Annotated in this window: 42 protein-coding genes; 1 reads left to right on the forward strand and 41 read right to left on the reverse strand. The window is 33.2% G+C overall.

Features of this window, described 5'->3' with window-relative positions:
* Positions 1-391: 391 nt before the first annotated feature.
* Entirely contained in the window at positions 392-1,477 is a 1,086-nt protein-coding gene (locus KQI42_RS11335) for a M23 family metallopeptidase (protein WP_216519850.1), read from the forward strand.
* Between the two features lie 386 nt (positions 1,478-1,863).
* Here the strand turns inward: KQI42_RS11335 and rpsI are convergent, their stop codons facing one another.
* From rpsI to rpsL, 41 genes are all read right to left on the reverse strand, one after another.
* Entirely contained in the window at positions 1,864-2,256 is a 393-nt protein-coding gene (gene rpsI, locus KQI42_RS11340) for a 30S ribosomal protein S9 (RefSeq protein WP_216519851.1), read from the reverse strand.
* Between the two features lie 25 nt (positions 2,257-2,281).
* On the reverse strand, positions 2,282-2,710 hold the full coding sequence (rplM, locus tag KQI42_RS11345) for a 50S ribosomal protein L13 (RefSeq protein WP_216519852.1): 429 nt from the start codon (positions 2,708-2,710) through the stop codon (positions 2,282-2,284).
* Between the two features lie 117 nt (positions 2,711-2,827).
* Positions 2,828-3,562 (reverse strand): tRNA pseudouridine(38-40) synthase TruA, encoded by a 735-nt coding sequence (truA, locus tag KQI42_RS11350; RefSeq protein WP_216519853.1) that lies wholly within the window; start codon positions 3,560-3,562, stop codon positions 2,828-2,830.
* 9 nt (positions 3,563-3,571) lie between these two features.
* Positions 3,572-4,372 (reverse strand): energy-coupling factor transporter transmembrane component T family protein, encoded by an 801-nt coding sequence (locus KQI42_RS11355; RefSeq protein ID WP_216519854.1) that lies wholly within the window; start codon positions 4,370-4,372, stop codon positions 3,572-3,574.
* Positions 4,365-5,228, reverse strand: coding sequence for an energy-coupling factor transporter ATPase (locus tag KQI42_RS11360; RefSeq protein WP_216519856.1), 864 nt, complete (start codon positions 5,226-5,228; stop codon positions 4,365-4,367). The genes KQI42_RS11355 and KQI42_RS11360 overlap by 8 nt, the downstream gene beginning before the upstream one ends.
* On the reverse strand, positions 5,225-6,046 hold the full coding sequence (locus KQI42_RS11365) for an energy-coupling factor transporter ATPase (protein WP_216520099.1): 822 nt from the start codon (positions 6,044-6,046) through the stop codon (positions 5,225-5,227). The genes KQI42_RS11360 and KQI42_RS11365 overlap by 4 nt, the downstream gene beginning before the upstream one ends.
* A 130-nt stretch (positions 6,047-6,176) precedes the next feature.
* Positions 6,177-6,518, reverse strand: coding sequence for a 50S ribosomal protein L17 (gene rplQ, locus KQI42_RS11370; RefSeq protein ID WP_216519858.1), 342 nt, complete (start codon positions 6,516-6,518; stop codon positions 6,177-6,179).
* Positions 6,519-6,542: 24 nt separating this feature from the next.
* A complete protein-coding gene (locus KQI42_RS11375) occupies positions 6,543-7,490 on the reverse strand; it encodes a DNA-directed RNA polymerase subunit alpha (protein WP_216519859.1) in 948 nt (315 codons plus the stop codon).
* Between the two features lie 69 nt (positions 7,491-7,559).
* Positions 7,560-8,183, reverse strand: coding sequence for a 30S ribosomal protein S4 (rpsD, locus tag KQI42_RS11380; protein WP_216519861.1), 624 nt, complete (start codon positions 8,181-8,183; stop codon positions 7,560-7,562).
* Positions 8,184-8,201: 18 nt separating this feature from the next.
* The gene (gene rpsK, locus KQI42_RS11385) at positions 8,202-8,600 is read right to left on the reverse strand and encodes a 30S ribosomal protein S11 (protein ID WP_216519863.1); all 399 of its coding nucleotides are present in this window, start codon (positions 8,598-8,600) and stop codon (positions 8,202-8,204) included.
* Positions 8,601-8,618: 18 nt separating this feature from the next.
* Positions 8,619-8,987 carry a 30S ribosomal protein S13 gene (rpsM, locus tag KQI42_RS11390; RefSeq protein ID WP_216519866.1) on the reverse strand — a complete coding sequence of 123 codons (369 nt, stop codon included), beginning with the start codon at positions 8,985-8,987 and terminating at the stop codon, positions 8,619-8,621.
* Between the two features lie 69 nt (positions 8,988-9,056).
* Entirely contained in the window at positions 9,057-9,170 is a 114-nt protein-coding gene (rpmJ, locus tag KQI42_RS11395; protein ID WP_004833592.1) for a 50S ribosomal protein L36, read from the reverse strand.
* Positions 9,171-9,186: 16 nt separating this feature from the next.
* Positions 9,187-9,405: a translation initiation factor IF-1 gene (gene infA, locus KQI42_RS11400; protein WP_216519868.1), complete on the reverse strand. Its 219-nt coding sequence runs from the start codon at positions 9,403-9,405 to the stop codon at positions 9,187-9,189.
* Positions 9,406-9,435: 30 nt separating this feature from the next.
* Entirely contained in the window at positions 9,436-9,717 is a 282-nt protein-coding gene (locus tag KQI42_RS11405) for a KOW domain-containing RNA-binding protein (protein WP_216519870.1), read from the reverse strand.
* Positions 9,718-9,783: 66 nt separating this feature from the next.
* Positions 9,784-10,428: an adenylate kinase gene (locus KQI42_RS11410; RefSeq protein ID WP_216519872.1), complete on the reverse strand. Its 645-nt coding sequence runs from the start codon at positions 10,426-10,428 to the stop codon at positions 9,784-9,786.
* Between the two features lie 21 nt (positions 10,429-10,449).
* On the reverse strand, positions 10,450-11,724 hold the full coding sequence (secY, locus tag KQI42_RS11415; RefSeq protein ID WP_216519874.1) for a preprotein translocase subunit SecY: 1,275 nt from the start codon (positions 11,722-11,724) through the stop codon (positions 10,450-10,452).
* The gene (gene rplO, locus KQI42_RS11420) at positions 11,725-12,174 is read right to left on the reverse strand and encodes a 50S ribosomal protein L15 (protein WP_216519876.1); all 450 of its coding nucleotides are present in this window, start codon (positions 12,172-12,174) and stop codon (positions 11,725-11,727) included.
* Between the two features lie 19 nt (positions 12,175-12,193).
* Positions 12,194-12,370 carry a 50S ribosomal protein L30 gene (gene rpmD / locus KQI42_RS11425; RefSeq protein ID WP_216519878.1) on the reverse strand — a complete coding sequence of 59 codons (177 nt, stop codon included), beginning with the start codon at positions 12,368-12,370 and terminating at the stop codon, positions 12,194-12,196.
* A gap of 11 nt (positions 12,371-12,381) precedes the next feature.
* Positions 12,382-12,888, reverse strand: a complete 507-nt coding sequence (rpsE, locus tag KQI42_RS11430) for a 30S ribosomal protein S5 (RefSeq protein WP_216519880.1) — start codon at positions 12,886-12,888, stop codon at positions 12,382-12,384.
* Positions 12,889-12,905: 17 nt separating this feature from the next.
* Entirely contained in the window at positions 12,906-13,268 is a 363-nt protein-coding gene (rplR, locus tag KQI42_RS11435) for a 50S ribosomal protein L18 (protein ID WP_216519881.1), read from the reverse strand.
* 16 nt (positions 13,269-13,284) lie between these two features.
* Positions 13,285-13,824: a 50S ribosomal protein L6 gene (gene rplF / locus KQI42_RS11440; protein ID WP_216519883.1), complete on the reverse strand. Its 540-nt coding sequence runs from the start codon at positions 13,822-13,824 to the stop codon at positions 13,285-13,287.
* 36 nt (positions 13,825-13,860) lie between these two features.
* The gene (gene rpsH, locus KQI42_RS11445; RefSeq protein ID WP_216519884.1) at positions 13,861-14,256 is read right to left on the reverse strand and encodes a 30S ribosomal protein S8; all 396 of its coding nucleotides are present in this window, start codon (positions 14,254-14,256) and stop codon (positions 13,861-13,863) included.
* 32 nt (positions 14,257-14,288) lie between these two features.
* Positions 14,289-14,474: a type Z 30S ribosomal protein S14 gene (locus KQI42_RS11450; protein WP_216519886.1), complete on the reverse strand. Its 186-nt coding sequence runs from the start codon at positions 14,472-14,474 to the stop codon at positions 14,289-14,291.
* An 18-nt stretch (positions 14,475-14,492) separates the two neighbouring features.
* A complete protein-coding gene (gene rplE / locus KQI42_RS11455; RefSeq protein WP_216519888.1) occupies positions 14,493-15,035 on the reverse strand; it encodes a 50S ribosomal protein L5 in 543 nt (180 codons plus the stop codon).
* A 26-nt stretch (positions 15,036-15,061) separates the two neighbouring features.
* A complete protein-coding gene (gene rplX / locus KQI42_RS11460) occupies positions 15,062-15,376 on the reverse strand; it encodes a 50S ribosomal protein L24 (RefSeq protein WP_216519890.1) in 315 nt (104 codons plus the stop codon).
* Between the two features lie 15 nt (positions 15,377-15,391).
* Positions 15,392-15,760 (reverse strand): 50S ribosomal protein L14, encoded by a 369-nt coding sequence (gene rplN / locus KQI42_RS11465; RefSeq protein ID WP_216519892.1) that lies wholly within the window; start codon positions 15,758-15,760, stop codon positions 15,392-15,394.
* 28 nt (positions 15,761-15,788) lie between these two features.
* The gene (gene rpsQ, locus KQI42_RS11470; protein WP_216519894.1) at positions 15,789-16,043 is read right to left on the reverse strand and encodes a 30S ribosomal protein S17; all 255 of its coding nucleotides are present in this window, start codon (positions 16,041-16,043) and stop codon (positions 15,789-15,791) included.
* 6 nt (positions 16,044-16,049) lie between these two features.
* Positions 16,050-16,256 (reverse strand): 50S ribosomal protein L29, encoded by a 207-nt coding sequence (rpmC, locus tag KQI42_RS11475; protein WP_216519896.1) that lies wholly within the window; start codon positions 16,254-16,256, stop codon positions 16,050-16,052.
* Positions 16,246-16,689 (reverse strand): 50S ribosomal protein L16, encoded by a 444-nt coding sequence (gene rplP / locus KQI42_RS11480; RefSeq protein WP_216519898.1) that lies wholly within the window; start codon positions 16,687-16,689, stop codon positions 16,246-16,248. The genes rpmC and rplP overlap by 11 nt, the downstream gene beginning before the upstream one ends.
* Positions 16,690-16,723: 34 nt before the next feature.
* Entirely contained in the window at positions 16,724-17,398 is a 675-nt protein-coding gene (gene rpsC / locus KQI42_RS11485) for a 30S ribosomal protein S3 (protein ID WP_216519900.1), read from the reverse strand.
* Between the two features lie 17 nt (positions 17,399-17,415).
* Positions 17,416-17,751, reverse strand: a complete 336-nt coding sequence (gene rplV / locus KQI42_RS11490; protein ID WP_216519903.1) for a 50S ribosomal protein L22 — start codon at positions 17,749-17,751, stop codon at positions 17,416-17,418.
* Between the two features lie 21 nt (positions 17,752-17,772).
* Positions 17,773-18,057 carry a 30S ribosomal protein S19 gene (gene rpsS, locus KQI42_RS11495; protein ID WP_216519905.1) on the reverse strand — a complete coding sequence of 95 codons (285 nt, stop codon included), beginning with the start codon at positions 18,055-18,057 and terminating at the stop codon, positions 17,773-17,775.
* Positions 18,058-18,086: 29 nt separating this feature from the next.
* Positions 18,087-18,917: a 50S ribosomal protein L2 gene (gene rplB, locus KQI42_RS11500; RefSeq protein ID WP_216519907.1), complete on the reverse strand. Its 831-nt coding sequence runs from the start codon at positions 18,915-18,917 to the stop codon at positions 18,087-18,089.
* A 26-nt stretch (positions 18,918-18,943) separates the two neighbouring features.
* Positions 18,944-19,237: a 50S ribosomal protein L23 gene (gene rplW / locus KQI42_RS11505; protein WP_216519909.1), complete on the reverse strand. Its 294-nt coding sequence runs from the start codon at positions 19,235-19,237 to the stop codon at positions 18,944-18,946.
* Positions 19,237-19,860, reverse strand: a complete 624-nt coding sequence (rplD, locus tag KQI42_RS11510) for a 50S ribosomal protein L4 (protein WP_216519911.1) — start codon at positions 19,858-19,860, stop codon at positions 19,237-19,239. The genes rplW and rplD overlap by 1 nt, the downstream gene beginning before the upstream one ends.
* Positions 19,861-19,887: 27 nt before the next feature.
* The gene (gene rplC, locus KQI42_RS11515; RefSeq protein ID WP_216519914.1) at positions 19,888-20,514 is read right to left on the reverse strand and encodes a 50S ribosomal protein L3; all 627 of its coding nucleotides are present in this window, start codon (positions 20,512-20,514) and stop codon (positions 19,888-19,890) included.
* Positions 20,515-20,569: 55 nt separating this feature from the next.
* Positions 20,570-20,887, reverse strand: coding sequence for a 30S ribosomal protein S10 (gene rpsJ / locus KQI42_RS11520; protein WP_216519916.1), 318 nt, complete (start codon positions 20,885-20,887; stop codon positions 20,570-20,572).
* A gap of 334 nt (positions 20,888-21,221) precedes the next feature.
* Positions 21,222-22,415 (reverse strand): elongation factor Tu, encoded by a 1,194-nt coding sequence (gene tuf / locus KQI42_RS11525; protein WP_216519918.1) that lies wholly within the window; start codon positions 22,413-22,415, stop codon positions 21,222-21,224.
* Positions 22,416-22,441: 26 nt separating this feature from the next.
* Positions 22,442-24,511, reverse strand: coding sequence for an elongation factor G (gene fusA / locus KQI42_RS11530; RefSeq protein WP_216519919.1), 2,070 nt, complete (start codon positions 24,509-24,511; stop codon positions 22,442-22,444).
* 54 nt (positions 24,512-24,565) lie between these two features.
* Positions 24,566-25,036, reverse strand: coding sequence for a 30S ribosomal protein S7 (rpsG, locus tag KQI42_RS11535; protein WP_216519920.1), 471 nt, complete (start codon positions 25,034-25,036; stop codon positions 24,566-24,568).
* A 121-nt stretch (positions 25,037-25,157) separates the two neighbouring features.
* Entirely contained in the window at positions 25,158-25,574 is a 417-nt protein-coding gene (gene rpsL, locus KQI42_RS11540) for a 30S ribosomal protein S12 (protein ID WP_216519921.1), read from the reverse strand.
* Positions 25,575-25,580: the final 6 nt, after the last annotated feature.

Here is a 25,580-nt window from a genome sequence, read left to right on the forward strand (position 1 = left end):
GTCCATATTCCATATAGAGGAGCTAATAAAAAACATTGAAATAAGCCATTAGAAATTTTATTAAACCTACATAAATCTCAGCTAACATGTCCTTATTTAACCGTGCAGTTATTATGACAAATAATTTTGTGAAATCAAAATGCCCACTACTTTTTAAAAAATTTTAAATCCTATTTTTCTAGTAATAATTAGTATTTTATAAATTAAGTATTGGTTCTGTATTATAGTTACGATGATTTTTAAAAGTAGACACTTAAGAATTAATATTTTTATAATATGGTAATTGAAAATATTTGTACTATATTTATGCTTGAGATATAATAGTAGTGAATATTTGTATTAAAATTCGTAATAACCATAATATGATTATAATATAGGGGGAAAAGCTCTTATGGAAATACTTACAAGTCCAAAAGACAGTATAATAAATGTAGTTAGAAGCGTAGCAGACAAGGTGGAATCTGATTTTTATTTGAGGCTTTTAATATTAAGAAATACTTTAACGGTTCCAATAAATATAAATACATTAACTTTCAAAATTATGTCCCAAGGGAAAAATGTTAAAGAAATAACCTATAGGGAAGATATTCTAGCAGATAGAGTAAAAAGCGGGATTGAAGAATTGAATTGTTATAGAGAAAATATAGTATCTGAATGTATAGGAATGGAAAAGTTTTGGAATGACTCAAATATTGCTACATCAACTACAATAGAAAGTGGAAAACAGTTTGTTTTTATGGGTGAACATTTCAAATTGTTAAATGAGACAATAGTTGATGAGTTAATAATATCAATAACATACGTAGAAAATGAGACAGAAAAGGTTCTAAATTGTAAAATGCCTGTAATTGAATACAAGAATAAAAATAAATATATATTTCCGGTAAAAGGTACATGGATAGCTACAGATATTTATTCAACAATAGATTCTCATAGGTGGTGTTACAACTCTGAATTTGCATTTGATCTTGGACAACTTGATAATAACCTATTATTTATTAATAAAGATTATATGGATAATGTAGATTTTGTTCACTATGGAAAAAAAGTTGTTGCTATTGCAGATGGTGAAGTTGTAGATTGTTTTACCAGATTTCCTGAACACTCATTAGGATATCCAAATAAAATGTCCAAAGAAGAATATGATAAACTTGAAGAAAAATATGGACCAATTGCCAGAACATGTGGTAACTATGTTATAATAAAACACTTATATGATGAATATTCAGTATATTGTCACATGATACCTGAAAGTCTTACAGTTAACATAGGGGATAGGGTAGGACAAGGTCAAGTAATTGGAAAAATTGGTAATTCAGGAAACTCCATATGTCCACATTTACATTTTCATCTTATGGATGGAAAAGATATTTTAAGTGCTAAGGGCTTACCTTGCTATTTTACAAATATTAAAAATATATTTAATCAATTTATAGATTTACCAGATGAAGACGGTATGATTATAATTGCTGAATAGTATAAAACTGAATATATTATTTTGCTTCATAGTATCCTTTATTCTGTATTAAAACCAAAATAATTAAATGTGAAAAACTATGCTAAATAGCTTAACTAGCATAGTTTTTTGTTGTAAAACCGCTATAAAAACGACTGTCATTTCTAATATGTAATATTAGACAGAACGTTTTCAAAGTCACTCCTATTTTTTATATAATGATTGTATTTGAAATTATATTTTATACAGATTTCATGTATAGTAAAATGCCATAAAAAAGACTAATTAAAAAGTATAAACAATAAAGGTAAACTCTTCTGCTAAATCTTACAATCAAAGAAATAGAGTCAAAAACTTTAAAGAACCTTGAAAACTCAACATTTTCAAGGTTCCTATTTTGGGAAATATTATCTCTTTGAGAATTGTGGTGCTCTTCTTGCTTTCTTTAAGCCGTATTTTTTTCTTTCTTTCATTCTTGAATCTCTAGTTAAATGACCAGCTTTTTTAAGTATAGGTCTTAATTCCTCATCAGATTCGATTAAAGCTCTTGCAATACCATGTCTTATTGCTCCAGCTTGACCTGTAAATCCGCCGCCTTCAACGTTTACGAATACATCATATTTATCTAAAGTTTCAGTAATAAACAGTGGTTCTTTAACTATAACTCTTAATGTTTCATAATCGAAATATTCTTCAATATCTCTTTTATTTATAGTAATATTACCATTCCCTGGTACTAATCTTACCCTTGCTATTGAAGTCTTTCTTCTTCCAGTTCCAATAAATTGTACCTTAGCCACTTACAGTCCTCCTTTCTCGTGAGCATTAAAATTCATATATTTCAGGTTGTTGAGCTTCATGTTTATGTTCTGCTCCACTATAAACTTTCATTTTCTTAATCATTTTTCTTCCTAAACTATTCTTCGGAAGCATACCTTTTACAGCTAATTGAATAATCTTTTCAGGTTTTTCTTCAATCATTCTTTCGTAAGATATTTCTTTTAATCCTCCTGGATGTCCTGTATGGTATACATAGTGCTTTTGTTCTAGTTTTTTTCCAGTTAATTTTATTTTATCTGCATTTATTATTATTACAAAATCTCCTGTATCTACATGAGGAGTATATATAGGCTTATTTTTTCCACTTAATATTGTCGCAACTTCTGTAGCTAGTCTACCTAACACTTTGCCTTCAGCATCTATCACATACCATTTTCTATCAATTTCATTTGGTTTAGCCATATAGCTTTTCATCAATTTCCCTCCTTATTACAGCGTTGAGTAGTCTATATAAAAAAGTTCCGGGGCTTTTTTTCAAACACTCTTATATATTCTAATACAAGTAATTATCAATGTCAAGACGGTATTTCACTAATAAAAAACTTTTTCAAGAAATAGTCCTTGAGGTGGTGCAGTATGTCCGGCACATTCTCTTTTTCTATCTAATATTATTTTAGGTATATCTTCTTTTTTTATTTTTCCTTGACCTACATCAATTAAAGTTCCTACGATTATTCTTACCATATTGTGTAAAAAACTATTCCCTTCTATAATAAATTCTATAAGATCCTTATTTCTCTCTATGGAGATATTATAAATAGTTCTAATAGTACTTTTTACTTCTGCATTGGATGCCATAAAAGCATAAAAATCATGAGTTCCCAGGAAATACTTTGAAGCTCCTAACATATTATCCATATTTAACTCATAGGACACATGATATGAAAAGTTTCTATACAAGGCCCTTGGCATTTCTCCATTATAAACAACATATTTATACCTTTTTCTAATAGCATCAAACCTAGCATGAAAGTTTATGTCTACTTCTTCTGACTCTACGATAGTTATGTCATCTGGTAATAAATGTTTTAAAGCATGTTTAAACTTTTCACCCGGAATAGTTGAGTTGGTACGAAAATTAGCTACTTGCCCAATAGCATGAACTTTTCCGTCAGTTCTACCTGATCCAATTAATTTAATATTTTCACCAGTAGCTTGCTCAATTGCTTGTTCTACTTTTTCTTGTACTGTTATTGCATTTTCTTGTATCTGCCACCCTGAATAGTTGGTTCCTTCGTATTCAATAGTTAATTTAATATTTTTCATCTCTATCCTCTACCATATATATCTAATTGAAATGATAAATGCAAAAAAGAAAGTTGTAGATACAAGAGCTATTATATCGTGTCTTTTTAATTTTAATTCATTCAACCTAGTTCTATTGTCTCCACCTCTATAGCATCTAGCTTCCATTGCTGTAGCTAGTTCATCTGCTCTTCTAAAGGCATTTATAAAGAGTGGTACCAGTAAAGGTACTAAATTTTTTGCTCTATTCAATATATTGCCACTTTCAAAATCAGCACCTCGAGCCATTTGAGCCTTCATTATCTTATCTGTTTCTTCCAGTAAAGTTGGTATAAATCTTAGAGCTATGGTCATCATCATAGCTAATTCATGGGCTGGCAACCCAATTTTCTTAAAGGGTGATAACAGTTTTTCTATACCATCTGTTAAAGATATTGGTGATGTAGTAAGAGTGAGCAGGGATGTACCTGTTATAAGAAATATAAGTCTTAATGCCATAAATACAGCTTGACTTATACCTTCTTTAGTTACTGTTAAAGGTCCTATTTGAAATAATACTTCTCCTTTTGTCATGAATACATTTATAGCAAAGGTTATAAATATTATAAAAAATAGAGGTTTGAGCCCTTTTAAGACAATTTTTACAGGAACCTTTGACAATCTAATAGCTAATAAAATAAAAATTAATATAAATACATAAGGAAAAAAAGTATTAATAAAAAATAGAGATGTTATAAATAAAGCTATTATTATTATCTTAATTCTAGGATCTAGTTTGTGTATTATAGTATCTCCTGGGAAATATTGTCCGATAGTTATATCTTTAAGCATTTTTTCTTCTCCTTAAATAACTTAATATTTCTTCTTTTGCCTCTTCTACTGTTAATATATCATCTCTAATATCATTTCCTTTTTCTTTAAAATGTTTCATAAAACGGGTTATTTGAGGTACACCCAATCCTAGTTTTTCTAACTCTTCTGCTCGCTTGAAAACTTCTCTAGTCTCATCATCCATAGCAACTCTTCCTCTATGCATGACAACTATCCTATTTACTAGTTTCGCTACATCTTCCATACTATGGGATACTAATACTATAGTAATGCCTTCTTTTTCATATAACTTTTGAATTTCACCTAAAATTTCATCTCTACCTCTTGGATCTAAACCTGCTGTAGGTTCATCTAAAACCAGTACTTTTGGCTTCATAGCTATTACTCCTGCTATTGCAACTCTTCTCTTTTGTCCGCCACTTAATTCGAAAGGTGATCTGTCCTTTAAGTATTCAAAGTCTAGACCTACTAACTCCATAGAATTTTTAACTCGTATATGAATTTCTTCATCACTTAATCCTAAATTTTTAGGTCCAAAGGCTATATCTTTATATATGGTTTCTTCGAATAATTGATGTTCTGGATATTGAAAAACCAGACCTACTTTTTGTCTCACTTCCTTTAAATTTGCATCTTTTTGTGTAATATCTATACCGTCTACTATGATTTGTCCTGTTGTAGGTTTCATTAGTCCATTTAAATGCTGTACCATGGTAGACTTTCCTGATCCAGTATGACCTATAAGACCAATAAAGTCACCTTCTTTAATTTCCAAGTTTACATTATCTAATGCCTTTTTTTCAAAGGGATTACCTGAATTATATATATAATTTAAATTATTTAATTTTATTATCATAGCAACCTCACCAATTCTTCTACCGTTAAAATATCTTCTTGTATATCTATACCCTCTTTTCTCAATTCATAGACTAATTCTGTTACTTGGGGTACATCTAATCCTAATTCCTTTACCTTTTTTACCTGTTTAAATATTTCTCTTGGAGTTCCTGCCATTACTATTTCGCCCTGCTCCATAACTAAAATTCTATCTGCTTCTACAGCTTCATCCATATAATGAGTGATTAGAACTATTGTTTTTTCTTCCACTTTATTTAATTTTTTAATAGTATTCATTACCTCTATTCTACCAGTAGGATCTAGCATAGCTGTAGGCTCATCAAATATTATACAATCTGGATTCATTGCTAAAATTCCTGCTATAGCTACTCTTTGTTTTTGTCCTCCAGAAAGTAAATGAGGTGCATGCCTTTTGTATTCTGTCATTTCTACTATTCTTAAGGCTTCATCTACTCGTTTCCTAATTTCTGCTGGAGGTATACCTTGATTTTCTGGTCCAAAAGCTACATCTTCTTCTACTATAGTGGCTACTATTTGATTATCTGGGTTTTGGAATACCATACCTGCTTTCTCCCTTATATTCCAAATTTTATTTTCATCTTTGGTATTCATACCCATTACATATATATCACCTTTAGTAGGTATTAATAAACCATTCATTAATTTAGCTAAAGTAGATTTTCCCGAACCGTTATGTCCAAGAATTACTAAAAATTCTCCTCTTTTCACATCTATAGATAAATTCCTTATAGCCCTTAATTGACCCTCTTCTCCTATTGAGTTATATTCATAGGTTACATCTTCTATTTTAATCATAATATCATTATCCATCGTTATCCCTCAACTTTTCATCATTTCATAATCTAATATAACATAAGGATACATTCAATTCAATATTGTGGATATAATAAAAGGGACTAAGTTAAAAACTTAATCCCCCTACCTTTTATACTAATTCTAAAATAGCCATTTCAGCACCATCACCACGACGTGGACCCATCTTTAATACTCTAGTGTAACCACCATTTCTCTCAGCATATTTTGGTGCTATTTCATCAAATAGTTTTTTAACTACATCTTCATCGTATACATATGCTAAAACTTGTCTTCTAGCATGTAAATCTCCTCTTTTAGCAAGAGTAATCATTTTATCAGTCATTCTTTTAGTTTCTTTTGCTCTAGTAACAGTTGTTTCTATTCTTCCACTTCTCAATAAACTTGTTACTTGATTTCTTAACATAGCTTTTCTATGATCCGTAGGGCGACCAAGTTTTCTTAATGTTGTCACATTTATCCCTCCTTCATACCTTTGTTACTCATCGCTTTTTCTAAGACCTAATCCTAATTCAGCAAGCTTTCTTTGTACTTCCTCAAGGGACTTTTTACCAAGATTTCTTACTTTCATCATGTCTTCTTCAGATTTTTGAGTTAACTCTTCTACAGTATTGATTCCTGCTCTTTTCAAACAGTTATAGCTTCTTACTGATAAGTCTAGCTCTTCAACTGTCATTTCTAATACTTTTTCTTTTTTATCTTCTTCTTTTTCTACCATTATTTCTACATCACTAACATGGTCAGTTAACCCAATAAATAGATTTAAATGTTCCGTAAGTATTTTTGCTCCTAGTGAAGTAGCTTCATCTGGTTTCATAGTTCCATTTGTCCATACTTCTAGCGTCAATTTGTCATAGTCAGTTATTTGACCTACTCTTGTATCTTCTACTACAAAGTTGACTTTTTTTACTGGAGTAAAGGAAGAGTCTACTGGAATAACTCCTACTGGCTGACCTTCTTTCTTATTTCTTTCAGCAACAACGTAGCCTCTACCTTTTACTAGTTCAAGTTCCATATATAAATTACCATCTTCGTTTATGGTAGCTATATGGTGATCCTTATTTATAATTTCAACATCTGGACCAGTGATTATATCACCAGCTTTTATCTCTTGTGAACCTTCTGCCTCTATTCTTAAAGTTATAGGCTCATCTATATATATTTTAGCTGCTATATCCTTAATGTTTAATATTATCTCAGGAACGTCTTCTAGAACTCCAGGTACTGTAGAAAATTCATGTAGTACTCCCTGTATTTTTATTGATGATACAGCCGCACCAGGTAGTGAGGATAATAATACTCTTCTTAAAGAATTTCCAAGAGTGGTACCATAACCTCTTTCAAGAGGTTCTACTACAAATTTTCCATAACTACCATCATCACTCAACTCTAGAATTTCAATTCTTGGTTTTTCAATTTCTATCATTAACATTAACCCTCCTTAAATTTTGGTATTATCAAAGGACGAGGGCAACTGATTCTGTTATAAATGTTATTATTTAGAATACAACTCAACGATTAAGTGTTCTTCTACAGGAATATCAATATCTTCTCTTGCTGGTTCAGCTACAATGCTACCCTTTAATTGTTCAACATTTACATCTAACCATCTAGCAGTATTTCCACTGTGATTTTCTACTAATTCTTTTAATTTATCACTATTTCTACTTTTTTCTTTAACTTCAATAACATCTCCAACTTTAGTAAGTAGAGACGGAATATCTACTTTAGCCCCATTTACTAAGAAATGACCATGAGTTACTAATTGTCTAGCTTCTGCTCTTGAAGAAGCAAAACCCATTCTATATACAACATTATCTAATCTTAATTCAAGAATTCTTAATAGGTTTTCACCCGTAATACCTTTCATTTTATCAGCCATAGCAAAGTACTTTATCATTTGAGATTCAGAAATTCCATAGAATCTACGAACTTTTTGTTTTTCTCTTAATTGCATTCCATACTCTGTTAATTTTTTTCTTGATTGTCCATGTTGACCTGGAGCAAAATTTCTTTTAGCTACAGAACATTTATCTGTATAGCATCTATCCCCTTTTAGGAATAGCTTTTGTCCTTCTCTACGACATAGTCTACAAACTGGACCTGTATATCTTGCCATCTATTTGCACCTCCTAAATTAAACTCTTCTACGTTTTGGTGGTCTACAACCATTATGTGGAATTGGAGTAACATCCTTAATCATATTTACTTCTAATCCTGTTGCTTGAAGAGATCTTATTGCTGCTTCTCTCCCAGCTCCTGGTCCTTTAACGAAAACTTCAACACTTTTTAATCCGTGTTCCATAGCTTTCTTCGCTGCTTCTTCAGCTGCTTGTTGCGCAGCAAAAGGAGTAGATTTTTTTGAACCTCTAAATCCTAATTGTCCTGCACTTGCCCATGACAACACATTTCCTTGTAGGTCAGTTAACGTAACCATAGTGTTGTTAAACGTAGATGAAATATGTGCTTGACCTCTTTCTATATTCTTACGTTCTCTTCTTCTTACGCGAGTTGTTTTACCTTTCTTAGCTGCCACTTAGTTTCCCTCCTTTACCTACTTCTTACCTTTCTTACTTACAAGTCGTTTTGGACCTTTTCTAGTTCTTGCATTAGTCTTAGTTCTTTGACCTCTAACTGGAAGTCCTCTCTTATGTCTCATACCTCTATAACAGTTTATTTCTCTTAATCTCTTAATATTTAGAGCAATATCTCTTCTTAGATCTCCTTCAACATGATAACCATCTATGATACTTCTTAAACTTGCTACTTCACTTTCAGTTAAATCTTTAACTCTAGTATTTGGATCAATACCAGCTTTTGCTAATATTTCGTTTGATCTTGGTCTACCTATACCATAGATATATGTTAAACCAACTTCAACTCTCTTATCTCTTGGTAAGTCAACACCTGCTATTCTGGCCATTAATGTTTACACCTCCTAATTATATCTAAATATACATAAGCAGCCGCGTTCTATATTAAATTAAATAAATTAACCTTGTTTTTGTTTGTGTTTTGGATTTTCACAAATAACCATTACTCTTCCTTTTCTTCTTATGATCTTACACTTTTCACACATCTTTTTTACTGATGGTCTTACCTTCATTTAAATCCCTCCTATGCTACTTGTTTCGCCAGGTAATTCTACCTCTAGTCAAATCGTAGGGTGACAGTTCAACTGTTACTTTATCTCCAGGAAGTATCCTTATATAATTCATCCTTAGTTTTCCAGAAATATGAGCTAATATTTCATGGCCATTTTCTAGTTTTACTTTAAATATAGCGTTAGGTAAGGCATCTACTACCGTACCTTCCACTTCAATAACATCTTTTTTAGGCATTCGATTTTCGAACCTCCTGTTCAAACGAATTTAGAAACTTTTATTGAAAGGTTCTAACAATTTTCTAACATAAGCATTATTAATTTTAATCTTATTATCTAATTTATACTTTAGTTCTGGTAGTACCGTATTATAAACAATTAAATGTTTAATCTTTTTCTTCTTTGGATTATCTAGTTTTCTTAAATCTCCATCAACAACTAAAACGTGTTGATGATCTACTATATCCAATATCAAGAAAATACGTCCTTCATCTCGGCCAGCTCTCGACTTAACCACCTGTCCTACGGTTATGTCGTTAGTTGAATCCATCAAATTCACCTCTTTATTGGTACCTGATTAATCAACTGGAGAAAGGCTTCAAGCCTTTCTCATTGGTTATCTTCCCAAAGCTTTAACTATTTCTTCAAATATTTCATTTATTGGTTTAGTACCATCTACATTTAATATTAACCCTTTTTCCTTATAATAATCAATTAAAGGCTGAGTTTCTTTTAAATATACTTCTATTCTCTTTGCAACAGTTTCTTCCTTATCATCATCTCTTTGGAAAAGCTGTCCTCCTTCAATATCACAAACATTTTCAACTTTAGAAGGATTAAACTTAATATGATATGTGGCACCACACTCTCTACAAATTCTTCTACCAATAGCTCTAGCAATTAGTATTTCCTTATCTGCATCAATGTTTACTACTTTGTCTAATTTTATACCCATTTGTGAGAGTTCTTTATCTAAAGCATCTGCTTGATTAACTGTTCTAGGAAATCCATCTAATAGGAAGCCTTCTTTACAATCTTCCTTAGTCAATCTGTCTTTCACAATTGAAACCACAACATCATCGGGAACTAAAAGGCCTTTATCCATATATTCTTTTGCCTTTTTACCTAATTCAGTACCTTCTTTAATATTGGCTCTGAATATATCTCCTGTTGATATGTGTGGTATATTATATTTCTTAACTATAGCTGATGCTTGAGTACCCTTTCCTGCTCCTGGAGGTCCTAGTAATACTAGTCTCAATATAATCATCTCCCTATAGTTTTATTTTAAGAAGCCTTTGTAATGTCTCATTAACATTTGAGATTCTATTTGTTTAACTGTTTCCATTGCAACTCCTACTACGATTATTATAGCTGTTCCACCAAAGTTAACTTGCATTCCAAATGCTTTAGAAAGAAGTATTGGTAGCGAAGCCAATATTGCTAATGATATAGCTCCTACAAAAGTAATTCTAGTAACAACCTTATTTAAATAATCAGATGTAGGTCTACCAGGTCTAATTCCTGGAATAAATCCACCATATTGTTGTAAGTTTTTTGAGTATTCTACAGTATTAAATTGAATTGCTGTATAAAAATAAGTGAAAAACATTATTAACAATATGTTCAATATTGAATATATCCAAACTCCAACATTTCCTGCTGGTGTTAAATACTTAGTTATCCATGGTGATTGCTGTCCTTTAATGAAAAGAAATATAGTTTGTGGGAATGCCAATAATGAAGAAGCAAATATTACAGGAATAACTCCTGCCATTGACACTTTAATTGGTATATGAGTACTTTGACCCCCATACATTTTCCTACCCACTACTCTCTTTGCATATTGTACTGGAATTCTTCTTTCTCCTTCTTGTAAAGCAATAACTAAAGCTATTATAATTAAAGCCACTATACCAAATAGTATAACTTTAATAGCACTCAATTGACCTACTTTAACTAATCCTAATGTCTTAACTATTTCATGAGGTAATCTTGATATAATACCAACAAAGATTATTAAAGATGTACCATTACCTATACCTTTTTCAGTAATCAAATCTCCTAGCCACATTAAAAATGATGTACCAGCTATTAAAGATATTATTACTATAGTATTTTGTAAAACATTAGTTGTTTCAATTGCTGATCTAAATAATCCAAAAGTAAACCCTATTGCTTGAATTAATGCTAATATCATAGCACCATATTTGGTATATCTAGCTATTTTTTTCCTACCTTCTTCTCCTTCTTTAGCTATTTCCTCTAATCTAGGAATAGCAATTGTTAAAAGCTGAATGATAATTGAGGCAGTAATATACGGATATATATTTAAAGCAAATATACTAAAACTACTAAAAGTACCTCCTGCCATCAAGTCAAGGAATTGTAAAAGTCCTCCTTGTGAAGCTGCAAATATATCTTTTATAGCCTGTTTATTCATATATGGTACTGGAATGCTAGAACCAAGTCTAAAAACTAATAACATTAATAGGGTAAATATAATTCTCTTTCTTATATCTGGTATTTTCCAGGCATTCCTTAAGGTTGAAAGCATTTATATCACCTCTACCTTTCCTCCTGCAGCTTCAATCTTCTCAGCGGCAGTTTTACTAAATTTGTGTGCCTTTACAGTTAGCTTTATGCTTAGTTCTCCATCTCCAAGAATTTTAATTCCATCTTTTGCTTTACCCCTTTTAACGATACCTTCATTAAATAGAAGTTCAGGAGTAACTACAGTATTTTCACCAAATCTATTTAAATCATCCACATTTATTGTGGCATATTCTTTAGCAAATATGTTAGTAAATCCACGTTTTGGAATTCTTCTAAATAATGGCATTTGGCCACCTTCAAAACCTGGTCTTACACCTCCGCCAGATCTAGCATTTTGACCTTTATGTCCTTTACCAGAAGTTTTACCATGACCTGAGCCGGTTCCTCTACCTAACCTTTTAGTTTTCTTAGTTCCTCCACCAGCATTTGGTCTTAACTCATTTAGTTTCATAGGTACACCTCCTCTAAACTTATTCTATCACTTCAACCATGTAGTTTACTTGATCTATCATACCTCTGATTTGAGGGGTATCATCTTTTTCCACTACTTGACCGATCTTTGTTAATCCAAGAGCTTCTATGGTTTTCTTATGTGTTTCAGGTTTTCCGATAGTGCTTTTAACCAACTTAATTTTGATCTTAGTCATTTTAATCCCCCCTAGCCTAATAATTCTTCAACAGTTTTTCCTCTTAATTTTGCAACATCTTCTGCTCTCTTTAATCCTTTTAAAGCTTCCATTGTTGCATTTACAACGTTTCTTGGATTACTTGTTCCTAAACTTTTTGTTCTTATATCTCTAATGCCTGCTAATTCACATACAGCACGCACTGCTCCACCAGCAATAACTCCAGTACCTTCTTTAGATGGTTTAAGTAATACTCTTCCTGCACCAAATTCTCCTAAGATTTCATGTGGTACTGTAGTTCCTACAAGGGGAACTTCGATTATGTGTTTTTTAGCGTCTTGGATTGCTTTTCTTATAGCTTCAGGTACTTCTAAAGCTTTAGCCATTCCTACGCCTACATGACCGTTTTCATCTCCAACTACTACTAATGCACTAAATCTAAAGTTTCTACCGCCTTTTACAACTTTAGTAACACGGTTAATACTAACAACTCTTTCTTTTAAGTCCAGTTCGTTTGGATCTATATATGAACGTTCCATTTATTCCCCTCCTTCTATTAAAATTTAAGTCCTGCTTCTCTTGCACCTTCAGCAAGTTCTTTTATTCTTCCATGATAAATAAATCCGCCTCTGTCGAATACAACTTCTTCTATTCCTTTTTCTAAAGCTCTTTTTGCAACTAATTCTCCAATAACTTTAGCAGCTTCCTTGTTCTGAGTTGAAGTAAGGTTTAAACTTTTATCTAATGTGGAAGCTGAAGCTAATGTATGACCTGCTACGTCATCAATTATTTGTGCATATATATGGTTTCCACTTCTATATACATTAAGTCTTGGTCTTTCAGGAGTTCCATATACTTTTTGTCTTACTCTTTCATGCCTATTTTTTCTATTTTCATTTCTATTTATTTTTTTTAGCAACGTTCTTCACTCCCCTCTACTTACCAGTCTTACCAACCTTACGTCTAACAACTTCGTTAGAGTATCTAATACCTTTTCCTTTATAAGGCTCAGGTTTTCTAAATTCTCTGATAACAGCTGCATAATTACCTACTTGTTGTTTATTTATGCCTTTAACTATAATTCTGTTTTGTTGTGGAACTTCTACTTCAATTCCTTTTGGATCTTCAAGTTCTACTGGATGAGAATATCCTAAAGTAAGTACTAATTTATTTCCTTGTTTTTGAGCTCTATATCCAGTACCCTCTATTTCTAACGTTTTAGAGTATCCATTGGTAACTCCTTCAATCATGTTAGCAATTAAGGTTCTTGCTAATCCATGTAATGATCTATGCTTTTTATTTTCTGTTGGACGAGCAACTGTTAGCACGCCATCTTCTATTTTAATTTCCATTTCAGGACTTATTTGTTCAGCTAATTGTCCTTTAGGTCCTTTTACTTCAACGTAATTTTTATCATTTATTTTAACTTCAACTCCACTTGGGATATTGATTGGTTTCAATCCTATTCTTGACATGAGTGCACCTCCTGTTCCTGTAGTGTAGTTATTTTATTACCAAACGTAACAAATAACTTCTCCGCCTATTTCGCCTTTTCTAGCATCTTTGTCAGTCATTATTCCTTTTGATGTAGAAAGGATTGCTATTCCAAGACCACCTAATACTCTTGGTATCTCATCGCTCTTAACATAAACTCTAAGACCTGGTTTGGAAATTCTCTTTATTCCACTAATAACTTTTTCATTATGTTTTCCATATTTTAAGTCTACTCTTATAATCCCTTGTTTACCATCATCTATTACATCGTAACCTTTTATGAACCCTTCATTCAATAGGATTTGTGCTAATTGCTTTTTAATATTTGAAGCAGGAATATCAACAGAATCATGCTTTGCATTATTTCCATTTCTTATTCTCGTTAACATATCTGCAATTGGGTCTGTCATCATAATTTAGCTACCTCCTTTCATAACCTTCATTACTACCAACTTGCTTTTTTAACACCAGGGATTTGGCCTTTGTATGCTAATTCTCTAAAACAAATACGACATACTCCATATTTTCTTAAATACGCATGAGGTCTTCCACAAATTTTACATCTATTATATTCTCTTGTACTAAACTTTTGCTTTCTTTGTTGTTTAGCAATCATTGATTTTTTCGCCAAGACATTTTCCCTCCTTCTTTACTTTTTAAAGGGCATACCCATTAGCTCTAAGAACGCTTTAGCTTCTTCATCAGTCTTTGCTGTAGTTACAATAACTATATCCATTCCTCTAATAGATTCAATCATATCATATTCAATTTCTGGGAATATCAGCTGTTCTTTAATACCTAATGCATAGTTTCCTCTACCATCAAAAGAAGTATCGCTTACTCCTCTAAAGTCTCTAACTCTTGGAAGAGCTATGTTCATTAACTTATCTAGGAAGTGATACATCTTATCGCCTCTTAATGTAACCTTTGTACCTACGTTCATTCCTTCACGAAGTTTAAAGTTAGCTATTGATTTTTTAGCTTTTGTTATAACAGGTTTTTGACCTACAATTAGTTCCAATTCTTTTACTGCACTTTCTAATGTTTTTGGATTATCTCTAGCTTCACCAATTCCCATGTTTACAATAACTTTTTCAAGTCTTGGAACTTCCATTATATTTTTATATTGAAATTTTTCCATTAAGGCTTTAACAACTTCGTTTTCATATTTTTCTTGTAGTCTGGAAGTCATTCCTATTACCTCCTTTCGATATTACGTTATTTATCTAGAACTTCTCCACATTTTTTACATACTCTAACTTTGTTTCCATTTTCCAAGAACTTATGTCCTATTCTTACTCCATTCTTATCTTTATCACAGTAGTACATAACTTTAGAAACATGGATTGGTCCTTCTTGATGGATTATTCCGCCTTGTTGAGTTGGACCTTGTGCTTTTTTATGCTTTGTAAGCATGTTTACACCTTCAACTATTACTCTATTTGCTTTAGGAAACACTTTTAAAACTTTTCCTTTTTTTCCTTTATCTTTTCCAGAAATAATCACTACTGTATCTCCGCTCTTTACATGCATACTTTACACCTCCTCTTATAGTACTTCCGGTGCTAAGGATATAATTTTCATGAAGTTTCCTCTTCTTAGTTCCCTTGTAACAGGACCAAATATACGAGTACCTACTGGGTTTTTATCATCCTTTATAATAACCGCTGCATTGTCATCAAACTTAATGTAGCTTCCATCATTTCTTCTAACACCTTGTTTTGTTCTTACAATTACTGCTTTTATTACGTCTCCTTTTTTAACAACCCCTCCAGGTGTTGCACTTTTAACGGAACAAACTACTATATCTCCTACACTAGCATATTTCTTATTTGTACCACCTAATACTCTGATAACCAATAACTCTTTTGCACCTGAATTATCAGCAACTCTCATACGGCTTTCCGTTTGAATCATTAGAATACCTCCTTTCCAGGCAAAAGAACTATTTTGCCTTTTCTAATACACTCACAAGTCTCCATCTCTTATCCTTGCTCAATGGTCTAGTTTCCATTATTTTAACAACATCGCCTTTTCTGCATTCATTGTTTTCGTCATGAGCCTTAAATTTTGTTGTTCTCTTAATTTGCTTTTTATATAAAGGATGGGTTACAAATGTTTCAATAGCAACCACTATAGTTTTATCCATTTTATCGCTTACAACAGTACCTACTCTGACTTTACGGTTTCCTCTTTCCATTTGAGGTTAAACCTCCTTTCCTATACCTAGTTCTCTTTCCCTAACGATGGTTTTTACACGAGCTATGTCTTTTCTTACAGCTTTAATTCTCATAGGGTTATCAAGTTGGCCTGTAGCCAATTGAAATCTTAGGTTGAATAATTCTGTTTTTAACTCTAATAATTTATTATTTAATTCTTGTTCTGACATTTGGCGAGTTTCTTTAGCCTTCATTAGCTTCACCACCCTTTTCCTGAGAATCCTCACGAGTAACAAATTTAGTTTTTATAGGCAATTTATGTGCCGCAAGTCTCATTGCTTCTCTAGCAACATCTTCTGGTACTCCACCCATTTCAAATAAGATTCTACCTGGCTTAACAACTGCTACCCAATACTCAGGTGATCCTTTCCCAGAACCCATACGTGTTTCAGCTGGCTTTTCAGTAACTGGCTTATCCGGAAAAACTTTAATCCAAATATTCCCGCCCCTTTTTATATATCTTGTCATCGCACGTCTTGCAGCCTCTATTTGATTGGATGTTATCCAAGTTGGTTCTAGGGCTTGTAGTCCAAATTCACCGTAAGTAATAGTATTACCACGAGTTGCTTTACCTTTCATTCTTCCTCTATGAACTCTACGATATTTTACTCTTTTAGGCATTAACATTTTTACCTTCCTCCTTCCTACAGCTATTTATAAGCTATTTTTCAACAGTGTCTTTCCCTTTTACTTTTTCAACTTTCTTCGTAGGAAGAACCTCTCCTTTGTATAACCATACTTTTACACCAAGTTTTCCATAGGTTGTATCCGCTTCTGCAAAACCGTAATCTATATCTGCTCTTAATGTTTGAAGAGGTATTGTTCCTTCACTATATCCTTCTGTTCTAGCCATATCAGCTCCGCCTAGTCTTCCTGATACAGAAGTCTTAATTCCTTTTGCACCTGATCTCATAGTCCTTTGGATCGCTTGTTTCATTGCTCTTCTAAAAGAAACTCTTCTTTCAAGTTGAGAAGCAATATTTTCTGCCACTAACTGTGCATCAAGTTCTGCTACCTTTACTTCTTCTACATTTACTACTACGTTTTTCTTAGTCATTTTTTCTAAGTTTAATCTTAGTTCTTCTACACCTGAACCGCCTTTTCCTATTACCATACCTGGTTTAGCTGTATATACAGTAAGCTTTATTCTATTGGCAGCTCTTTCTATTTCAATTCTAGAAACTCCTGAAATAAATAATTTTTTCTTTACATATTCACGGATTTTATAATCTTCTACTAAGAATTCATTAAAGTTTTTGCTGTCAGCATACCACTTTGAATCCCAATCTTTTATTATTCCGACCCTTAAACCGTGTGGGTTAACCTTTTGGCCCATTAACTATCCCTCCTTCTCTAATCACGTTCTTTTACAGTGACTCCTATATGACTACTCCTCTTTAGTATAGGATAAGCCATTCCTCTTGCCTTTGGTCTCCATCTTTTAAGTTGTGGACCATCATTAGCATAGGCTTCAGCTACATAAAGTTTATCCCTATCCATATTGAAGTTATTTTCAGCATTGGCAATAGCAGAGCTTAAAACTTTTTCAAGTACTTTAGCACCTTTTTTAGGTGTAAATCTTAAAATTGATAAAGCTTCGTCTACTTGCTTGCCTCTAATTTCATTACATATAAAATTTACCTTTAAGGGTGAAATTCGTATATATTTAGCTATAGCTCTAGCTTCCACTATGATTCCCTCCTTTTCCTTCTATCTTAAGCCTGTTGATTTTTCAGTCTTGTCAGCGTGTCCTCTATATGTTCTCGTAGGAACAAATTCGCCAAGCTTATGACCTACCATGTCTTCGGTAATATATATTGGAACATGTTTTCTTCCATCATGCACAGCTATAGTATGACCAACCATTTGTGGGAATATAGTTGAACGACGTGACCATGTTTTTATAACTTTTTTATCATTATTTTTATTTAACTCTTCTATTTTTTTAAGAAGATGATCATCACAAAAGGGTCCTTTTTTCAGAGATCTACCCATGATTATTCCTCCTTTCAGATAGTTTCAAACTACTTAGTTCTTCTTCTTACGATATATTTGTTAGATTTCTTGTTTTTCTTTCTAGTTTTCAATCCTAGAGCTGGTTTACCCCATGGAGTTAATGGTGATGGCATACCAATTGGTGCTCTACCTTCTCCACCTCCGTGTGGATGGTCTACCGGATTCATGGCACTACCTCTAACTGTAGGTCTTATGCCCATATGTCTCTTTCTTCCAGCTTTTCCTATTGTAATATTTTCGTGATCTACATTTCCTACTTGACCTATTGTAGCTCGACATTCAACTCTAACTAATCTAAACTCTCCTGAGGGAAGTCTTAATTGGGCATATTTGCCTTCTTTAGCCATTAATTGTGCTTCAGCACCAGCTGATCTAACTAATTGACCACCTTTTCCAGGTTTCAACTCAACATTGTGTACTGTTGTTCCCACAGGAATATCTTTAAGTTGTAAACAGTTACCAGTTTTAATATCTGCATTTTCACCAGATTCAATAACATCATCAACTTTTAAACCATAAGGTGCAAGGATATATCTCTTTTCACCATCAGCATAGTTTATAAGAGCTATATTGGCAGTTCTATTTGGATCATATTCAATGGATGCGACTTTTCCAGGTATGCCATCCTTATTTCTTTTAAAGTCAATTATTCTATATTTTCTTTTAGCACCGCCGCCTCTGTGACGGATAGTGATTCTACCTTGAGCGTTTCTTCCACCACTTCTATTTAAATTAATAATTAGTGACTTTTCAGGTTCTTTGTTGGTAATTTCTTCAAATGAGGAAACAGTCATTTGCCTGATTGCTGGGGAAGTTGGTTTGAATTTTCTAATACTCATTGTTTTTCCCTCCTTCTATGAAACTTTTATTCCATTCCTTCAAAGAATTCTATTCTCTTAGAATCTTCCGTTAATTTAACGATAGCCTTTTTCCAGTTTGGTCTTCTTCCTACATGAACACCCATTCTCTTTTCTTTGCCAAGCATGTTCATAGTATTTACTTTTTCAACCTTTACACCAAATATACTTTCTACAGCCTTCTTAACTTCAGACTTGTTAGCCTTTTTATCCACTACAAAAGTATATTTTCCATACGCCATATCATCCATACTTTTTTCCGTGATTATTGGTCTAATGACAATATCGTGTGGAATACGCATTATGCATACACCTCCTCCACTTTTCTTACTGCTTCTTTTGTTATGATAAAGGAATTGTGGTTCAATATATCATAAACATTTAATGTATTTACAAGAGCAGTTTGTACATTCGGAATGTTATTTGCTGATTTAATAACATTTGCATTTTTTTCATCCATTACTATAAGAGCTTTTTTATCAGCTTTTAAGTTAGCTAATAAATTAGCCATTTCCTTAGTCTTTGGTGCTCCAAAGTTTAGTTCGTCAATTACAATTATTTCGTTATTTAATACTTTAGAAGATAAAGCACTTTTCATAGCAAGCCTTTTAACCTTTTTAGGCACTTTATAACTGTAGTCTCTTGGCTTTGGTGCAAATGTAACTCCGCCGCCAGTCCAATGAGGGGCTCTAATACTACCTTGACGGGCTCTACCTGTGCCTTTTTGTCTCCAAGGTTTTCTTCCTCCACCTCTTACTTCAGCTCTAGTTTTAGTTGATTGAGTTCCTTGTCTTTTATTTGCAAGTTGGTTTTTAACAACCTCATAAAGTACATGTTGGTTTACTTCAATACCAAATATGTCTTCATTTAACTCAATTTCACCTACTTGTTCTCCTAATATATTATAAACATTAACTTTAGGCATTTCGCATCCTCCTTTCCGCCTGAATTATTACTTTTTAACCGTTTGTCTTATAGTCACTAATCCACCTTTTGGTCCTGGAATAGCTCCTTTAATAAGTATTAAATTCTTTTCTACATCTACTCTAACTACTTGAAGGTTTTGAACCGTTACTCGTTCATTACCCATTCTTCCAGCCATTTTATGACCTTTGAAAACTCTTCCAGGATAAGTTCCTGCTGACATACCACCTGGTGCTCTATGGAATTTTGAACCGTGAGTTTCTCTTCCTCTACCAAATCCATGTCTTTTAATAACACCTTGAGTTCCTTTACCTTTTGAAGTACCAGTTACGTCTATCATATCTCCTTGAGCGAATACATCCACTTTAATTTCTTGACCTATTTGGAATTCATCAGGATTTTCTACTGAAAATTCTTTTAAATATTTTTTATACTCAACATTAGCTTTGTCAAAATGTCCCTTTAAAGGTTTGTTAATTTTATGTTCTTTAATGTTAACAAATCCAACTTGGATTGAATTATATCCGTCACTTTCAACAGTTTTCTTTTGAACCACTACTAATGGTCCAGCTTCAACTACTGTTACTGGAACAACACTACCATCTTCTTGGAAAATTTGAGTCATTCCTACTTTTTTACCTATCATATTTTTCATTGTTACACCTCCTATTGTCTTACAGCGGATTACACCTGGTAATCATACTAAGAAATTATAGCTTTATCTCAATATCAACACCGGCTGGTAAATTCAATTTCATAAGTGAATCTACAGTTTTTTGGTTTGGGTTAAGGATGTCAATTAATCTCTTGTGTGTTCTTTGTTCAAATTGTTCTCTTGAATCCTTATATTTGTGAACAGCTCTAAGTATAGTAATGATTTCTTTTTCTGTTGGTAGAGGCACTGGACCAGATACAGTAGCACCTGTTCTCTTTGCAGTTTCAACAATTCTTTGAGCTGATGAGTCTAAAAGCTCATGATCATAAGCCTTTAACCTAATTCTTATTTTTTGTTTACCATTGTTTGACATTTAATTCCCTCCTTTTATCGCATGCTGTTATTTTACATGCGACTTGGGGTTGCCGATACACTCTTCCGGGTGTGTTGCTAATTTTTTTTAATAAAACACCCTGACAACTCCAGTCGCCCGATTTTGAATCGGACATTCTCAGCAAAAATTCCCTGTTTAAAACAGCCACCTTTTGCATCATCGCAATGTCTTAAATTAAACACTACTATATTTTATAGCAGACTGAAGAAAAACTCAAGTCTTTTTTTCATTAAACCTAAGTTTTTTCATATATTTTATTTTTTTATAGATATTAAAAGAAGGGAGACCCCTTCTTTTAATATCTTATTTTTTATTACTTAATAACTTTAGTTACAACTCCAGCTCCTACTGTTCTACCACCTTCACGAATAGCAAATCTTAATCCTTCTTCCATTGCTATTGGTGTAATTAGTTCAATTGTAAATTTAGCGTTATCTCCTGGCATTACCATTTCTACGCCTTCATCTAATTGAATATCTCCTGTTACGTCTGTTGTTCTGAAATAAAATTGTGGTCTGTATCCGTTAAAGAATGGAGTATGTCTTCCACCTTCTTCTTTTGTTAATACGTATACTTCTGATTCAAATTTTGTATGTGGTGTTATACTCTTTGGTTTAGATAATACTTGACCTCTTTCGATTTCTGATCTTTGTACTCCTCTTAATAACGCTCCTATGTTGTCTCCTGCTTGAGCTTCGTCTAGTAGCTTTCTAAACATTTCTACTCCTGTTACTACTATTTGTCTGGATTCTTCTGATAATCCTACAATTTCTACTGTGTCTCCAGTCTTTACTACTCCTCTTTCTACTCTTCCTGTTGCTACTGTTCCTCTTCCTGTTATACTGAATACGTCTTCTACTGGCATTAGGAATGGTTTATCTGTTGCTCTTTCTGGTTGTGGAATGTATGCATCTACTTCTTCCATTAATTTAACAATTTTGTCTCCCCATGGTCCGTCTGGTTCTTCTATTGCTTTTAATGCTGATCCTACTACGATTGGTGTGTTGTCTCCATCAAATTCATATTCGGATAGTAATTCTCTTACTTCCATTTCTACTAATTCGATTAATTCTTCATCATCTACCATATCTGCTTTATTTAAGAATACCGCTATCTTTGGTACTCCTACTTGTCTTGATAATAATATATGTTCTCTTGTTTGTGGCATTGGACCGTCTGCTGCTGATACTACTAAAATAGCTCCGTCCATTTGTGCTGCTCCCGTTATCATGTTCTTAACGTAGTCAGCATGGCCTGGACAGTCTACGTGTGCATAGTGACGGTTTGCTGTTTCATATTCTACGTGAGATGTAGATATTGTTATTCCTCTTTCTCTTTCTTCTGGAGCTTTGTCTATGTTGTCATAGCTTATTGCTTCTCCTGAACCAAATCTTTTGTTTAATACCATTGTAATTGCTGCTGTTAATGTTGTTTTACCATGGTCAACGTGGCCTATTGTTCCTATATTTACGTGTGGTTTGTTTCTTTCAAATTTTGCCTTTGCCATTTTCTTACTCCTCCTTAATTAAGAAATTATTTATTACCTATTACTTTTTCTGCAATACTATTTGGCACTTGTTCATAGTGATCAAATTGCATTGAATAAACTGCTCTACCTTGAGTGTTAGAACGAAGATCTGTAGCATATCCAAACATTTGTGCTAGAGGCACAAATCCTCTTATTACTTGAACACCATTTCTTGGTTCCATTCCTTCTATTCTACCACGTCTTGAGTTAATATCTCCTATTACATCACCCATATATTCTTCAGGTGTAGTAACTTCAACTTTCATCATTGGCTCTAAAAGTACTGGCTTCGCTTTAGCTATAGCCTCTTTAATAGCCATAGATCCAGCAATCTTAAATGCCATTTCTGAAGAGTCTACATCATGGTATGATCCATCATACAAGGTTACCTTTACATCCAATACTGGATATCCACCTAAAATACCTGCTTCCATAGCTTCTTGAATTCCGTTATCTACAGCTGGAATATATTCTTTTGGAATAGCTCCTCCTACTATAGCATTAACAAATTCATATCCTTTACCTGGCTCTTGTGGTTCAATCTTAATCTTAACATGACCATATTGTCCACGACCACCAGATTGTCTTGCATATTTTGTATCTGCTTCAGCTGGTGCTGTAATAGATTCTTTATACGCTACTTGTGGACTACCTACATTGGCTTCTACTTTAAATTCTCTCAATAGTCTATCTACTATTATCTCTAAGTGAAGTTCACCCATACCTGCTATTATTGTTTGACCAGTTTCGTCATCAGTATATGTCTTAAATGTAGGATCTTCTTCAGCAAGTTTAATTAAAGCAGTACTCATTTTATCTTGTGATGCTTTTGTTTTAGGCTCTATCGCTACACGAATAACTGGCTCTGGGAACTCCATAGTTTCTAATACTATCGGATTATCATCACCACATAAAGTATCTCCTGTAGATGTATCTTTTAATCCAACAGCAGCAGCAATATCCCCTGCAAACACCTCATCAACATCTTCTCTCTTATTAGCATGCATTAAAAGAATTCTACCTATTCTTTCTTTTTTACCTTTAGTAGAGTTTAATACATAAGACCCTGACTTAAGGCTTCCAGAATATACTCTGAAATATGCAAGCTTTCCAACATATGGATCTGTTACAATTTTGAAAGCTAATGCAGAGAATGGTTCATCATCAGATGATATTCTTTCTTCTTCTTCATCCGTTTTATTACTAATACCTTTTACTGGAGGTATATCTATCGGAGAAGGTAAATAATCTATTATTGCATCTAATAGTGGTTGAACTCCTCTGTTCTTATAAGAAGAACCACATAAAACAGGAGTTATAGCTACCTTTGTAGCAGCAACTCTAATAGCTTTTTTGATTTCTTCAGAAGTTACTTCTTCACCTTCTAAATATTTCATCATTAAGTCTTCATCATGTTCAGCTAAACTTTCAAGTAATTTTTCTCTATATTCATTTGCCAAATCTACCATATCAGCTGGTATATCAGTTATCTCAAGGTTTTCACCAAGATCATCTTTGTATATTCTGGCATTCATGTTTACCAAGTCAATTACTCCCATAAAGTTGTCTTCTTTTCCTATTGGTAATTGTATGGGGACTGGGTTGGCTTTAAGTCTATCTTCAATCATTTCTATAACTCTATAGAAATCAGCTCCAACAATGTCCATTTTATTAACAAAAGCTAGTCTTGGTACATGATATTTATCTGCTTGCCTCCATACTGTTTCAGATTGAGGCTCAACTCCTCCTTTAGCACAGAATACAGCTACTGCACCATCTAGGATTCTCAAAGATCTTTCTACTTCAACAGTAAAATCCACGTGTCCTGGTGTATCTATAACGTTAATTCTATGATCTCTCCACATACAAGTAGTTGCTGCAGATGTAATTGTTATACCTCTCTCTTGCTCTTGCTCCATCCAATCCATTTGGGCTGCCCCTTCATGGGTCTCGCCTAGTTTGTGTATTTTTCCAGTATAAAACAATATTCTCTCTGTGGTGGTTGTTTTTCCTGCATCTATATGAGCCATTATGCCTATGTTTCTAGTGTTCTCTAGTGAAATTTGTCTTGGCACAATTTTTCCTCCTTCCTGATTCTGCGTCCCCCTCCACACATTAAAAACGATAGTCTACCATCTGTAGTGTGCGAATGCCTTATTTGCTTCTGCCATCTTATGAGTATCTTCTTTCTTCTTAACAGATGATCCCATTCCATTGGCAGCATCTAAAATTTCTTTTGCTAATCTTTCAACCATAGTTTTTTCGCCTCTTTGTCTTGTGTAATTAATAAGCCAACGAAGCCCTAAAGTTTCTCTTCTGTCTGGTCTAACTTCAACTGGTACTTGATAAGTTGCTCCACCAATACGTCTTGCTTTAACTTCTAATACAGGCATGATATTGTTCATAGCTTTATAGAATACTTCTAACGGATCTTCGTTTGTTTTTTCTTTAATGTAATCGAAAGCTCCATAAACTATGTTTTGAGCAATACCTTTCTTACCATCAAGCATTACATTATTAATCAGTTTAGTTACTACCATATCGCCATATATTGGGTCTGGCATAACTTCTCTTTTTGCTATATGTCCTTTTCTTGGCACTTTACTTCCCTCCTTAACTATATAGAGTAGATTCATTGGTACTCGGCAAACTAAATTACCGTTGTGCGCCAAAATGCATCTATATATTCAAACGGGGTTAAACCCTGCATTTTAAGCACAATTATTTTTTCTTAGGTTTCTTTGCACCATATTTTGATCTGCTTTGCATTCTTTTATCAACGCCAGCAGCATCCAAGGTACCTCTAACAATATGGTATCTAACACCTGGAAGGTCTTTAACTCTACCACCTCTTATCAGAACAACACTATGCTCTTGTAGGTTGTGTCCAATTCCAGGAATATATGCAGCTACTTCAATACCGTTAGTAAGTCTTACCCTAGCAACCTTTCTTAAAGCTGAGTTAGGTTTTTTAGGTGTAACTGTTCTAACTGCTACACAAACTCCTCTTTTTTGTGGTGAGTTTACAGTAGTTTCCTTCTTTTTTAGTGAGTTAAAGTTAACTCCTAAAGCTGGTGACTTTGATTTGTAAACAACTTTTTCCCTGCCTTTTCTGATTAATTGGTTAATGGTTGGCATCAAGGC

The sequence above is a fragment of the Tissierella simiarum genome, from assembly GCF_018917865.1.
GTDB classification, from domain to species: domain Bacteria; phylum Bacillota; class Clostridia; order Tissierellales; family Tissierellaceae; genus Tissierella_C; species Tissierella_C simiarum.